General features: G+C 63.5%; 18 protein-coding genes. 7 read left to right on the top strand and 11 right to left on the bottom strand.

Translation table 11 applies throughout. The annotated features are described in order from the left end of the window. Positions 1-48: 48 nt before the first annotated feature. On the bottom strand, positions 49-951 hold the full coding sequence (gene bla, locus FZZ93_RS09100; protein ID WP_223111783.1) for a class A beta-lactamase: 903 nt from the start codon (positions 949-951) through the stop codon (positions 49-51). Between the two features lie 179 nt (positions 952-1,130). Here bla and FZZ93_RS09105 point away from each other — a divergent pair, with 179 nt between their 5' ends. The 3 genes from FZZ93_RS09105 to arfB are packed head-to-tail and all read left to right on the top strand — an operon-like array spanning position 1,131 to position 2,741. Continuing rightward, on the top strand, positions 1,131-2,054 hold the full coding sequence (locus tag FZZ93_RS09105; protein ID WP_149322010.1) for a LysR family transcriptional regulator: 924 nt from the start codon (positions 1,131-1,133) through the stop codon (positions 2,052-2,054). 32 nt (positions 2,055-2,086) lie between these two features. Beyond that, complete coding sequence (locus tag FZZ93_RS09110; protein WP_149322011.1) at positions 2,087-2,308, top strand: DUF3820 family protein; 222 nt, start codon at positions 2,087-2,089, stop codon at positions 2,306-2,308. Between the two features lie 19 nt (positions 2,309-2,327). Further along, entirely contained in the window at positions 2,328-2,741 is a 414-nt protein-coding gene (gene arfB / locus FZZ93_RS09115; protein WP_149322012.1) for an alternative ribosome rescue aminoacyl-tRNA hydrolase ArfB, read from the top strand. Positions 2,742-2,775: 34 nt separating this feature from the next. Here the strand turns inward: arfB and FZZ93_RS09120 are convergent, their stop codons facing one another. Together FZZ93_RS09120 and FZZ93_RS09125 are read right to left on the bottom strand one after the other, a co-directional pair. After that, complete coding sequence (locus tag FZZ93_RS09120) at positions 2,776-3,186, bottom strand: VOC family protein (RefSeq protein WP_149322013.1); 411 nt, start codon at positions 3,184-3,186, stop codon at positions 2,776-2,778. Between the two features lie 136 nt (positions 3,187-3,322). Further along, positions 3,323-4,102: a DUF899 domain-containing protein gene (locus tag FZZ93_RS09125; protein WP_149322014.1), complete on the bottom strand. Its 780-nt coding sequence runs from the start codon at positions 4,100-4,102 to the stop codon at positions 3,323-3,325. A 119-nt stretch (positions 4,103-4,221) separates the two neighbouring features. Here FZZ93_RS09125 and FZZ93_RS09130 point away from each other — a divergent pair, with 119 nt between their 5' ends. Together FZZ93_RS09130 and FZZ93_RS09135 are read left to right on the top strand one after the other, a co-directional pair. Then, positions 4,222-5,442, top strand: coding sequence for a helix-turn-helix domain-containing protein (locus tag FZZ93_RS09130; RefSeq protein ID WP_149322015.1), 1,221 nt, complete (start codon positions 4,222-4,224; stop codon positions 5,440-5,442). A 45-nt stretch (positions 5,443-5,487) separates the two neighbouring features. Continuing rightward, positions 5,488-6,129: a Vgb family protein gene (locus tag FZZ93_RS09135; protein ID WP_149322016.1), complete on the top strand. Its 642-nt coding sequence runs from the start codon at positions 5,488-5,490 to the stop codon at positions 6,127-6,129. Between the two features lie 95 nt (positions 6,130-6,224). Here FZZ93_RS09135 and FZZ93_RS09140 read toward each other — a convergent pair whose 3' ends face one another. The 4 genes from FZZ93_RS09140 to FZZ93_RS18335 all read right to left on the bottom strand — a co-directional run bounded on the left by FZZ93_RS09140 (position 6,225) and on the right by FZZ93_RS18335 (position 8,195). Next, positions 6,225-6,797 carry a nucleotidyltransferase family protein gene (locus tag FZZ93_RS09140; protein ID WP_246146169.1) on the bottom strand — a complete coding sequence of 191 codons (573 nt, stop codon included), beginning with the start codon at positions 6,795-6,797 and terminating at the stop codon, positions 6,225-6,227. A 19-nt stretch (positions 6,798-6,816) separates the two neighbouring features. Next, complete coding sequence (locus FZZ93_RS09145; RefSeq protein WP_149322017.1) at positions 6,817-7,359, bottom strand: GNAT family N-acetyltransferase; 543 nt, start codon at positions 7,357-7,359, stop codon at positions 6,817-6,819. Next, on the bottom strand, positions 7,356-7,970 hold the full coding sequence (locus FZZ93_RS09150) for a LysE family translocator (RefSeq protein WP_149322018.1): 615 nt from the start codon (positions 7,968-7,970) through the stop codon (positions 7,356-7,358). The genes FZZ93_RS09145 and FZZ93_RS09150 overlap by 4 nt, the downstream gene beginning before the upstream one ends. Before the next feature lie 78 nt (positions 7,971-8,048). Beyond that, entirely contained in the window at positions 8,049-8,195 is a 147-nt protein-coding gene (locus FZZ93_RS18335) for a VOC family protein (protein WP_187774497.1), read from the bottom strand. Positions 8,196-8,382: 187 nt separating this feature from the next. On the opposite strand from FZZ93_RS18335, the gene aqpZ reads away from it, so the two are divergent. After that, complete coding sequence (gene aqpZ / locus FZZ93_RS09155; RefSeq protein WP_149322019.1) at positions 8,383-9,129, top strand: aquaporin Z; 747 nt, start codon at positions 8,383-8,385, stop codon at positions 9,127-9,129. 21 nt (positions 9,130-9,150) lie between these two features. On the opposite strand, the gene FZZ93_RS09160 is transcribed toward aqpZ, so the two are convergent. Both FZZ93_RS09160 and FZZ93_RS09165 read right to left on the bottom strand, forming a co-directional pair. After that, positions 9,151-9,783, bottom strand: a complete 633-nt coding sequence (locus tag FZZ93_RS09160; RefSeq protein WP_149322020.1) for an NAD(P)H-dependent oxidoreductase — start codon at positions 9,781-9,783, stop codon at positions 9,151-9,153. A gap of 2 nt (positions 9,784-9,785) precedes the next feature. Then, positions 9,786-10,739, bottom strand: coding sequence for an EamA family transporter (locus tag FZZ93_RS09165; RefSeq protein WP_149322021.1), 954 nt, complete (start codon positions 10,737-10,739; stop codon positions 9,786-9,788). Positions 10,740-10,882: 143 nt separating this feature from the next. Between FZZ93_RS09165 and FZZ93_RS09170 the strand changes: the two genes are divergently transcribed. After that, positions 10,883-11,311 carry a MarR family winged helix-turn-helix transcriptional regulator gene (locus FZZ93_RS09170; RefSeq protein ID WP_246146171.1) on the top strand — a complete coding sequence of 143 codons (429 nt, stop codon included), beginning with the start codon at positions 10,883-10,885 and terminating at the stop codon, positions 11,309-11,311. Between the two features lie 55 nt (positions 11,312-11,366). Here FZZ93_RS09170 and FZZ93_RS09175 read toward each other — a convergent pair whose 3' ends face one another. Both FZZ93_RS09175 and FZZ93_RS09180 read right to left on the bottom strand, forming a co-directional pair. Continuing rightward, positions 11,367-11,813 (bottom strand): hypothetical protein, encoded by a 447-nt coding sequence (locus tag FZZ93_RS09175; RefSeq protein ID WP_149322023.1) that lies wholly within the window; start codon positions 11,811-11,813, stop codon positions 11,367-11,369. Positions 11,814-11,910: 97 nt separating this feature from the next. Continuing rightward, positions 11,911-12,411 carry a GNAT family N-acetyltransferase gene (locus tag FZZ93_RS09180; RefSeq protein WP_149322024.1) on the bottom strand — a complete coding sequence of 167 codons (501 nt, stop codon included), beginning with the start codon at positions 12,409-12,411 and terminating at the stop codon, positions 11,911-11,913. Positions 12,412-12,429: the final 18 nt, after the last annotated feature.

A 12,429-nucleotide genomic window follows, 5' to 3' on the forward strand; every position in this document is an offset into this window, starting at 1 on the left:
CCGAAAGATTCAAGGCCGGCCCAACGCGAGTGCAGCAACCACAGCCGTTCAGCGTTGCTGCAAGGCCCTTTTCACGAGCTTCCCGACCTCGGCGATGGCAGCGTTGCGCTGGTCCATGTCGCCTTCGAACTCGGTGAGGTAGGCGCTGATGATCACCGGTTCGCCGTCCGATGGCCAGGCCACCGCCACGTTATTCGTCGAGCCATGTTCACCACTGCCGGTCCGGTCGCCGATCCGCCAGTCGTCGGGTAGGCCGGCGCGCAGGCGAGCATCGCCTGTCCGGTTGCCGAGGAACCAGTCGGTGAGTCGCTCTCGAGACTCTTCCGAGAGTCGATCGCCGAGAAACAGCGCCTGCAGGTCGGCCGCCATCGCTGCCGGCGTGGTGGTGTCGCGCGGATCGCCGGGAGTGGCCTCGTTGAGCTTGGTTTCCCAGCGGTCGAGGCGCGTCATGTCATCGCCCAGCGAGCGTGCGAAATCGGTCACCGCACTGGGGCCACCGATCGCCTTCAGCACCATGTTGGCTGCGCTGTTGTCGCTGTAGCCCATGGCAGCTTCGCAGAGCGAATCCAGCGTCATGCCGGGTTCCCCGACATGTTCCTGGGTGACCGGCGAATAGGTCACCAGGTCATCCTGTTCGTAGATCACGCGGCGCTGCAGCTCTTCCTGGCCGGCATCCACGCGGTCCAGCAAGGCGGCGCAGGCCAGGACCTTGAAGGTACTGGTCATGGGGAAACGTTCGTCCTCGCGATGGCCCCAATGCCGGCCACTACCGGTATCGGTCACCGCGACGCCGAGACGACCATCAAGCCGCTGCTCCAGCGATGCCAGCTCGGCCTCCAGGCCAGCGCTCTCGGTATCGGCCAGGGTGATCATCGGGGTGAACATGGCTCCCGCCACGGCCAGGGAGCCCAACAGGGCAGTGAACCTACGACGGGTCAGGGATAACGACACGACATTCTCCTTAATGTGAGGAAACACTTCGATCAAGCGACAAACAGGCCAGGATAAACGCTGCTCGGCCGGATATCCGATGCCTTCACGACATCATCGAAGATCAAGCCTATATAGCGGCCATTCGCACCACAAACCATGATATTTTGCCTCACACATAAGCTGAGTTAGGGCTTGTCATGGTCAGACCCCATCTCCCTCTCAATGCCCTGCGTGCCTTCGAGGCCGCTGCGCGACATGCTAGCTTCACTCAGGCAGCCAACGAACTGAACGTCACCCAGGCGGCCGTCAGCCATCAGGTCAAGCTGCTCGAGAGCAGACTCGACGTGGCACTGTTCAAGCGCCTGCCAAGGGGGCTGCTGATTACACCGGAAGGTGAGGCCCTGCTGCCCATCATGCAGGATTCCTTCGATCGCATGGCCGAGATGCTGGAACGCCTGGAGACGGGGCGGGTCCGCGACATCCTGATGGTCGGCGCGGTGGGAACCTTCGCCGTGGGCTGGCTATTGCCCCGCCTGCCGGACTTTCAAGCGCGCCATCCACTCATCGAGATACGCCTGTCGACCCACAACAATCGAGCCGACATCGCCGCCGAAGGGCTGGATTATGCAGTACGCTTCGGCGATGGAGGCTGGCACGGCACCGAGGCGATACCGCTCTTCGAGGCACCGCTTTCGCCCCTGTGCATCCCGCGCATCGCCGAGTTGCTGCACGAGCCGGGCGACTTGAAGCATCACACCCTGCTGCGTTCCTATCGCGAGCACGAATGGACGAGCTGGTTCGAAGCCGCCGGCGTGCATGCCACACCACCTCTCGCCCGGGGCATCGTCTTCGATTCCTCGCTGGCAATGATGGACGCCGCCCTGCAGGGGGCCGGAGTGGCGCTCTGCCCGCCCCGGATGTTCACTCGCCAACTGGCCAGCGGCGCCATCCGCCAGCCCTTCGACCTGCACACTTCCATGGGCAGCTACTGGCTGACGCGCTTGAAGTCCCGCCCCGTCACACCGGCCATGCACGCCTTCGAGGACTGGCTCGGCGAGGTCACGACACCACACCGGGCCATGGATACCGGCCATTTCCCTGAACGCCGGCCATTGCCGTAAGATACGACCCTCGTCATGACAGGAGCATGCCCGTGAATCCCGAAGATCTGGAACGACTGGTAAGCCTGCCGATGCCTTTCGGCAAGTACGAAGGGACCCTGATCGCCGACCTGCCCGGCCCTTACCTCAACTGGTTCGCCCGGGAAGGTTTTCCGAGCGGCGAGATCGGCCGGCTGCTGCACCTGATGCATGAAATCGACCATAACGGTCTGGGCGGGTTGCTCGACCCACTGCGACGCACGTCGCAGGCGTGATCCCGGACCCGGGGAGCCTATGCTGCGTATTTCCAATACCGTGGAACTGACCGATCAGGAGATCGAGATCACCCAGATTCGCGCCCAGGGCGCGGGTGGGCAGAACGTCAACAAGGTCGCCTCAGCGGTGCACCTGCGCTTCGACATACCCGGCTCGAGCCTGCCTCCCTTCTACAAGGAACGCCTGATGGCGCTGTCGGATCGGCGTATCAGCAAGGAAGGGGTCATCATCATCAAGGCCCAGAATCACCGCACGCTGGAGCTTAACAAGGAAGACGCCCTGGGACGGCTACGCGAACTGATCCAGGGCGCCGTTCAACAACGCAAGACCCGCAAGGCGACCCGGCCGACCCGGGGCTCCCAGCGCCGCCGGGTCGACAGGAAGGTTCAGAAGGGCAAGACCAAGGCCCTGCGCGGCAAGATCAAGCCCTGACCGAGCGCCCTTCTCGGTCGATCGGCCCCTGCGTTCAAGGGGCCGTCGGCATCGCCGCCATGTCCATCCACATTGCCTCCCAGACGTGTCCATCCGGATCCGCGAGGTTGCGGTTATACATGAAACCGAGATCCTGAAGGGGATTGATGTCCGCCGTACCGCCATTGGCAGCGGCCGCCTCGTTCATGTCATCGACGGCTTCCCGACTCTCGCATGAGATGGCGAGCATCACCTCACTGGAGGTGGCCGGCGGTATCGGGCGGCTGGTGAAGGTCCGCCACTTGTCATGGGTGAGCAGCATGACGTTGATCGTCTCGCTCCAGACCATGCAGGCCGCCGTTTCATCGGTGAACGTCGGGTTATTCTCGAAACCGAGGGCCTGATAGAACGCCATCGAGGCGCCGAGGTCGGTAACGGGCAGATTCACGAAAATCATCCTGGTCATGGTTCCTCTTCTCCGCGAGGTTGAGAATGGCGACAGCCAGAGGCGCTGCCTCAGGATAGTCGCGCGGAGAAGTCTCGTTTCGACAGGCCGTGCTGTGCGACGAGCCATGCAACGGACAAGATGACGTGTTCGTGACTCACGACTCAGCGTACTCGTCGTGGCGCCGCCACCAGATTCCTCCGGACTCGTTACGCCCCAGGGGAGCCCGGTCGAGCCACTGGTAGGAACCCCACAGCCCATCCAATCCGCGCGAATACGTGGAATAACAGTGGTAGACGACACCGTCCTCCAGGACAAAGGTGCTCATCCCCGGCCGGTCGCGCTGATAGGTGGCCGTGTCGGTACCACACATGGCCGCGAACTGCGCTTCCGGTGCCTCGCCGCCACCTTCCTCCCCTGCCCGCCATGTGAACACGGGTTCGCGCTGATAGTTGTACTCGATGTCCCCGTCACGCTGCTGTTGCTCGGTGAACCAGACGCTGAAATCGGAATTGAAGTCACCATCGGGCGACGAGGCCCAGGGAAAGGACCAGCCCATGCGCTGCTTGTAGGCCTGCAGGATTGCCAGCGGCGCCCGCGACACCGCCATCAGGGTGACATCATGATGGGCCAGGTGCGTCACGAAGCCGTTGAAGCCATCCGCGATCATCGAGCAGGACGGGCAGCCCGCCTCGTAGTCCGGGCCGAACATGAAATGATAGATGATCAGTTGCGAGCGCCCCTGGAAAAGGTCCTTCAGGGAGGCCTCTCCTGCCTCGGTCTCGAAACGATACGACTTGTCGATCCTCATCCACGGCAGTGCCTGGCGCCTCTGCGCCAATTCGTCACTGCGCCGTGTCAGTTCCTTCTCTGCCTGCAGCAGTTCGAGCCGCTCCGCCAGCCATTCTTCGCGTGTCGCCGTTCTGTGTTCCACCATTTCGGCATTCTCCCTTCGGGTTCGTGCATGGATCCGGTGTGGCCCTTTAGCGCTGGGCCATGGGATATATTTAGTGCAGACACGCCAGGACCGGGAGTAACAATGACGTCGACATTCCGATGGATGCTCTGATCGAAGCCGCGGGGCGCGCACTCGCGATGGGCGACCCGCTCGGTGCGCTGAACCGGATCGCCCTGCGCGAGGATGCGCCTGCCCTCGCCCTGAGAGGCATCGCCATGGCGCGGCTCGGCGATCTCTCGCTGGGTCGGGAGCGCCTGCGCGATGCCGCGCGAGCGTTCGGCTCGAAGGAAGTGGTGGCCCGTGCGCGATGCATCGTCGCCGAAGCCGAGATCGCGCTAGTCTCGCGTGACCTCGGCTGGTCCGCCAGGGCCCTCGGCGGCGCCCGCGACACCCTGGAGGCACACGGCGACCTCGTGAACGCTTCGCATGCCCGACATCTCGAGGCCCGCCATCTGCTGTTGCGCGGCCGCCTGGACGAGGCCGACGCTATCCTCGCCGACATCGATACCGCCCTTTTACCGCCAGCCTTGCGAGCCGCCCACGAACTCGTGGTGGCGGGAATCGCGACGCGGCGCCTCAAGACCGGGCGGGTTCACGCCGCGCTCGCCCGGGCCGAAAACGCCGCCCGAGCCGCCGGCATCCCTGCCCTGATGGCGGAGGTCGAGACAGCCTCGCGCATTCTTCGCACCACCGCGGCACGCCGGATGACATGTGACGACGCCCGTCCCCTGCTGCTCGAGGATGTCGAGGCGCTTCTGGCATCGCGGACCCTCGTGGTGGATGCGTGCCGCCATGTCGTGCGCTACGCCGACACCGTGGTTTCGCTCACCCGACGACCGGTGCTGTTCGCGCTCGTACGCGCCCTGGGCGAATCCTGGCCCGACGACGTGCCGAGAGAGGCGCTCATCAAGCGTGCCTTCCGAACGCGCTACGTCGATGAAACGCATCGTGCGCGATTGCGGGTCGAGATCGGCCGACTGCGCGCGGCGCTACGTTCGCTGGCATCGGTGAGCGCGACGCACCGAGGATTCTCGCTGGCGGCAGGTGAGGCTCGCGAGGTCGTCGTGCTGGCGCCTCCCGACGATACGCCACACGCCGACGTGATGGCCCTGCTCGCCGATGGCGAAGCCTGGTCGAGTTCGGCCCTGGCGCTTGCGCTCGGCGTCAGCCAACGCACCGCACAGCGCTCGCTCGACGCGCTGGCGGCGGCGAACAAGGTGCAGGCCTATGGTCGCGGGCGGGCACGACGCTGGATGACAGCCACCATCCCCGGATTCACGACAACCTTGTTACTCCCTGGTCCGCTGCCGAGCAGCTAGCCTGCATCAGGCAACCCACAAGCGATGTCCATCAAGGGGAAGATGATGCAACGACAATCAGCCGAAGTGCTTCGCGAGTATGGCCCATTTCCGGGCATCGAGTGCGTGAATGGCGTGACATTCGACGGCCACTACATCTGGATGGCGACCGGCGAGACGCTGACCGCCCTCGATCCGACCAGCGGCAAGACTGTGCGATCGGTGGACGCCGCCGCCTCCGCCGGAACGGCCTTCGATGGCCAACACCTGTACCAGATCGCCGGCCAGCGCATCCAGCGCATTGATCCGGAGACAGGAGACGTGCTCGCGACGATACCCTCACCCAGTGAAGCCGATGACTCGGGGTTGGCCTGGGCCGAAGGAACGCTCTGGGTAGGACAGTATGAAGGACGCAAGATCCTCCAGGTCGATCCTCGGACCGGCGAGGTGCTGCGCGCCCTCGAATCCGACCGCATGGTCACCGGCGTCACCTGGGTGGACGGCGAGCTCTGGCACGGCACCTGGGAAAGCGGCGAAAGCGACGTTCGGCGGGTCGATCCGCACACCGGGGAGGTTCAGCAACGGCTCGAACTGCCGACCGACACGGGTGTCTCGGGGCTCGAATCCGACGGGGCCGATCGGTTCTTCTGCGGCGGCGGCCCCAGCGGACGATTGAGGGCCATCCGTCGCCCGACGCGCCATGCCTGACGACGCCGCCCGCCTCTCGGGCATGGTGGCTCCCAAGCCACCCTGCCCTGACACATTGTTCAGCCGCGCCTTCGGCCGGAACGTCCAGGCGTCCTTCAGCCGACGACGACCAGCCTTGGCCATATCGACAACCACTCCTTGCGACGGGAACGCTCCCGAAATGCCGCCTGGTTGCGGCATCTCGGGTTATAGGTCACCTGGCCTTCCAGCAACGATGTCAGACCAAGGGGAGCCACCAGCGACATGCTTCCCTCCCTGTTGAGACGAACTCCCACGGCCGTTTCCCGCTCGACCCAGTACGTCATGGCATCGCTCGTCGATCGATAGGGAGCATCACCATTGCGCTCATGCATCCTGGCTTGATTCTTGACCGACCATGGCAGCCCCGACACGCTATTCAGATAGCCCTCCAGATCACGATCCCGGCTCTCCGAGTCATCGTCGGGATCGAAGTACACGAGATCGATGTCATTGAGAGGCGTCGAATGCGCGTATCCATGAAGCCGATCCCACACCAGGTTGCGCACGAATCCCGCGGCCAGACACCAGTCAGCAAGGCCCAGACGTTCGGCCAGTTCCAGAGCTTCGCGTCGGACGGGATCGGCATGCAACCAGACGAGAATTCTGTTTTCCGGGTCATGGAACATGGCCGGCTCTCTATCCAACATGGAGCTATCCGACATGGAGCTATCCGACAGGGATAGCCATTTCGCACCAGTCCGCCCGGGACAGGCGATACAGCCGGACATCGCGCCCATGGAAGCGGCGTGTGACGAATGCCCGGAACCCGACCTTTTCCGCCACGCGGATAGAAGCCCGATGCGCCGGTTCGATGACGGACACCACTTCCTCCAGCCGCTGAACGTCGAAGGCATGCGCCATCACCGCCCGGGCCGCCTCGGTAGCAAGCCCGCGATGCCAGAACTGCCTGGCCAGGCGATAGCCGATCCCGATCTCCTCGACGCCTGCCACCTCTTCCGGCACCAGCCCACAGAACCCCACGAACGCACCGGAATCCCGATCGATCAGCGCCATGGGGCCAAAACCACGGAGCGCATGACAGTCCTGGCTCCAGTCGAGAAAACGGCGGGTTGCCCGACGGTCACAGACGCCCCGAACGGAAAACCGCATCACCTCCGGATCGCTCAGGAGGGCCGTCAGGTCGGCTAGATCCCCTTTCGCCAAGCGACGAATGATCAGCCGCTCCGTCTCGAACGAGCGCCCACTCATCGATCCGACAACGCCAGTTGAATCCCCAGCCCCGCGAAGGCGCCGGACAAACCTCGGCGCAGCCAGGCCTGCACTCTGGGCGATTCGACGACGCCTCTGCGAAAGGCATGCGCCAAGCAACCATATCCGACGAAGACGAGGAAGGTCATCACCATGAACACGGCACTGAGTCCCAACAGCTGCAGCAGCCCGGGCGCGGCGCCGGGCACGACGAACTGCGGCAAGAAGGCCATGAAGAAAATGGTCAACTTGGGATTCAGGCTATTGATCAGCACCGCCTTGATGATGAGGCTCGGTGCGCCGGATCGGGTGACGTTCTCGTCCAGGGCGAAAGCCGAACGATCCCGCCAGGTGGCATAGGCCAGGTAGAGCAGATAGGCAACGCCGGCGAACTTGAGCACCTGAAAGGCCACCGCGCTGGTGTGCAGGATGGCCGCCAGGCCGAGCACCGTGGCCAGCAGATGGGGCACGATGCCGGCGGTACAACCCAGGGCCGTGTAGATGCTCGCGACGCGGCCCTGCGTCAATCCGGTCGTCACCGTGCACACCACGCCGGCGCCGGGCACCAGCACGACGATCAGGGAAGTGATCAGAAATTCGATGGAGATCATGCCAGGCTGTCCTCTTGTGCGCGGAGGAAAATGGACGAACTTCGAGTCTAGGTCATACTGGTCGGTGTCGCCTGACGCTCAGGAAGTGACGCCCTCGGCCTGTTGCCGGAAATCACCTTCATGTTTCTCGAATATCACGGGAAGCGCGAGCACATCCCTGTAGAAGGCCACGCAGGCGTCATAGTTGTCCGTGTTGAGGATCACGCCGGTTCGCTGAAGCCGCATTTCTACCTCGCTGCGTAAAGATTGCCGGTCCGCGCGTCCAGCATAGCGCCATCCATCCAGAGAGACACTTTACCTTTGTTGTTTTGGCAACCGGAGTTGGAGGCATTACAACCCTCACAAGCGCGCCACACACAAGGCGAAACATCGCCAACAAGTTGCTGGTGCGATTCCCGGGAGGGGCACGAACATGCACAAGTACATCGCCGAATTCATAGGCACCTTCTGGCTGGTGCTGGGGGGATGCGGCAGCGCCGTGCTCAGCGCCAGCTTTCCCGAACTGGGGATCGGTCTGCTGGGCGTTTCCCTGGCCTTTGGCCTGACGGTACTCACCATGGCCTTCGCCATCGGCCATATCTCGGGCTGCCACCTGAATCCAGCGGTATCGATCGGGCTGTGGGCAGGCGGTCGCTTCCCGGCACGCGAGCTGCCCTGGTATATCGTCGCCCAGGTCATCGGTGCCCTCATCGGTGCTGGTGTGCTCTACCTCATCGCGACCGGCAAGCCCGGCTTCGAGCTCTCCAGCGGTTTCGCCGCCAACGGCTACGGCGAACACTCGCCGGGCGGCTACGACATGATCTCCGCCCTGCTCGTCGAGATCGTGATGACCATGATGTTCCTGTTCGTCATCCTCGGCGCCACCGACGCACGGACACCCCGCGGTTTCGCGCCGCTGGCCATCGGCTTGTCGCTCACCCTCATCCATCTGGTGAGCATTCCGGTGACCAATACCTCGGTCAACCCGGCACGCAGTACCGGCGTGGCCTTGTTCGTCGGCGACTGGGCGGTGGCGCAACTCTGGCTGTTCTGGGTAGCGCCGCTCCTCGGCGGACTGCTCGGCGCCATTTTTTACCGCATGGTCAGCGGCACATGGCGCGACCGGGAAGAGGCAGACCAACGCCGCCAACAGGAAAGCAAGCCCAGCCATGCTGCCTGATGGCCGGGCGGCCGGAGCGCATCATTCAGCGCGGGTGATCACCCGCTCGCGCGGCCAGCGCACTTTCTTGAGATTGGCGAGCCAGTCGGCGTCCGTGTCGCGATAGCCGAGCGTCACCGCCACGGCGCTGCGCAATCCACGAGCCGGCAGCTCCAGGACCTCGTCGAGGGCCGCCGGATCGAAGCCCTCCATGGGTGTCGCATCGACTCGCTCCATGGCGGCCGCCGTCAGCACCATGCCCATCGCCAGATAGGCCTGCCGCGCGGCCCATTGGTGCCGGGCTTCCGCTGTCGCAAGGCGTTCAACCGTACCCGCCACTGTCTGGCGATACCCCTCCAGGGAGGACAACTCCAGTCCGCGCTCCTCGGCGATCAGCGCCATCAGTTGATCGACCTCGGCCTCGCCGATGCACTCCCAGGTGGCAAAGACCAGTAAATGGGAGCCCTCGACGACCTGCGGTTGATGAAACATGGCCGGCTGGCAGCGTTCGCGCAGCTCCGGTGTCTCGACCACCACGACCGAGTACGGTTGCAACCCATAGGACGAGGGAGCCAGGTGCGCCGCGTCCAGAATGCGTTCGACCGTGGCCTCGGGCACACGACGGCCATTCATGCGTTTGGTGGCGTATCGCCAGTTCAGGGCAGTATGCAACATGCTCAGGACTCCTTGGCTCGACTAACGGTAGAAGGTGATGAGGCTTGTGCGGCGCGCCAGGCCGCACGCTGGAACACCAGGGTTCCGGCAATGACCAGACTACCGGCGATGGCCAGGTTGGGCGGCGCCGACTCCCCCAGAAAGAGTACGGCGATGGCCGTGCCCATGACGGCGGCGACGGTACCGATCTGGCTCAGGTATACCGGTCCGGCCAGCCGTTGCAGAATGAAGAAGAACAGATACAGGACGGTGAATATACCGATCTCGACCAACAGCAGCCCTACCGCGTCAGGCGAAGCGAATAGCTCACCAACCCGCCCCGGTTCGGTGCCGAACGCCACCGGCAACAGGCTGAGGGCAGCGCCCGCCAGCACTAGAGACGTGAGAAAGGCAAGCGGCACGCCATCCGGCCAGCGCCATGTCCGATAGATGTTGCCCAGAGCCAGCGTCAGGGGCAGCAGCAGAATCAACAGCGACCAGCCCAGATGGCCGCCGCCGACGCTGGCCTTGGACAGTGCCAGAACGACGCCGCCGGCAAGCCCCAGCAACACGCCGCCCAGCCGATCCCAGCGCAGCGACTCCATGCGCAGCAACACCGCCAGCAGCCAGGTCACCAGTATCGGAAAGGCGAAGCTCAACGAGACGAACCCTGCCCCCACGTGACGTACTGCCAGAAAGCCAAGCGCATTGGGCAGAGCCAACAGGATTCCGGACACCAGCGCATACTCGATGACGCGTCGATCGAGCCGCCAGTGCGCCCGCTTCGGCAACGACAGCAGCAATTGCGCGAGGCTCGCCCCGGCCATGGCAACCATCAGGAAAGAGAGACGTGGCAGGTCCGCCGCGTCGGCGAACTTGGCCACACTCAGCGATAGAGCCAGCAGGGTGCCGACCAGCAACAGGCAGCCCAGGGCCTTGACGACGTCAGCCTTGTGTCCCGTGGGTACATTCGCCATTCTGTACTCCTCTATCTCATCGTCGTGTATCACGACACAAAGAATCTTAGTATCAAGATAAATGGATAGCAAGGCATATGGACAGAGTCAGTGTCGCGATAGATCAGTGGCGTCGGGAGTGCCCCGATCTCGAGCTACTTCCCATGGAGTTGACCGCCCGTCTGGGGGCCATCAGCCGCCATATCTCCCATGATTATCTGGAGCCATTCTTCAGCGAGCGCGGTCTGCAACCAAGGGAGTTCGACGTGCTGGCCACTCTGCGTCGCGCCGGCAAGCCCTACGCCCTGACGCCGACCCAGTTGTTCAAGGTGCTGATGTTTTCCTCGGGGGGCATGACCAACCAGCTCGACCGGCTGGAAAAAGCCGGATTGATCGCGCGCCGTCCCAACCCGGATGATCGCCGCAGCATGCTGGTCACGCTGACGGAAGAAGGACTCGACCTCGTGGACGGCACCATCGCACCACACGTGGACAACGAGGCCCGCGCGCTCTCCCCGCTGAACGAAGAGGAGCAGCGAACGCTGAATGCGCTACTGACCAAGCTGATGAGTGGCCTGGATACCGACGTCTAGCTAGCGCGATCACCGCCCGGATCGAACCGGACAGTGATCGGCGACGCTATCGCGACTACTCGAAAGTGTCGCAGACAGAGGCGAGCGTCGAGGGGTCGTGGGTTTCCATGTGCGAGACATCCCCGCCATCCGCTGCAATGGGAACGCTCCACTGGTGATCGTTTTGCATCTCGTCGCAACTACCGACGGCACCTCCACCGAAATTGGAGTCAATCCAGTAGTGCACTTCGTAGCTCCCGCCCTCCTGAAGGGCCCCGGGAAAATCGAAGGCAAAGGCGGGGTCCGCATCGGCGGAGACCTCGCCGCTCTCCATGCCCACGACCTCTCCGGAGGCGGTATCGATCAGTGCGACCTGTATCGACTGGCCGCCGTGCGGCCCTCCGAAACTGGCATCTCCCTGAAAGGTCAGGTCGCTGCCGTCATCGGCCAGCGCGGAGGCAGCAACCAGCGGCAACGCGAACAACGCGAACAACGCGCAACGACCAAGCGATATGATGGACATCCTGTTGTACCTCCCAATATTGGTAGGTGAACATAGGCCCCGAGGGCCTCATCCCAGCATAGTGTCCAACCCCGGTCTTGCCCATGGCCCGCCACTGCTAGCTACCGAGCGTTCCTTCGAGTCGTTCCCGTACGACCGTCATGTAGTGAATACCCGACATCTCCGCCTGCCCATCGGCGGGAAGGGGTGTCTCGACAAAGCCGAGACGCCGATAAAGCCCCAGCGCGGGATTATCGGGGAAGACAAACAATGAACACGTCTCAGTGGCCAGGACGCCACAGCCTTCCCGGGCGAGCCGTTGGATGAGCTTCGTACCTAGGCCCTCGCCGCGCCGACCAGGCGCAACAGCCAACCGAGCCAGATGACAATGTCCCGAGCGGGCATAGTACTGACCGAAGGCCAGCAGCTCTCCTGCATCCCCCACCAGGCAACGCGACGTCAGCGCATCAAGCTGCAAGTCCTCGCGAAAACTCTGCATCGTGAAGGGGTAGCGGAAGGCTGGTCCACCCCAGCGCCGACAACTTTGCGCATCCGGGAACCAGCTCGCAAGCGTCTCGAAGTGTGATGCATGTGGTGAAGATAGGTTCAGACATCTCATGGCGTGCCTTCGTAGAAA

The organism is Halomonas eurihalina (assembly GCF_008274785.1).
Lineage (GTDB): Bacteria > Pseudomonadota > Gammaproteobacteria > Pseudomonadales > Halomonadaceae > Halomonas > Halomonas eurihalina.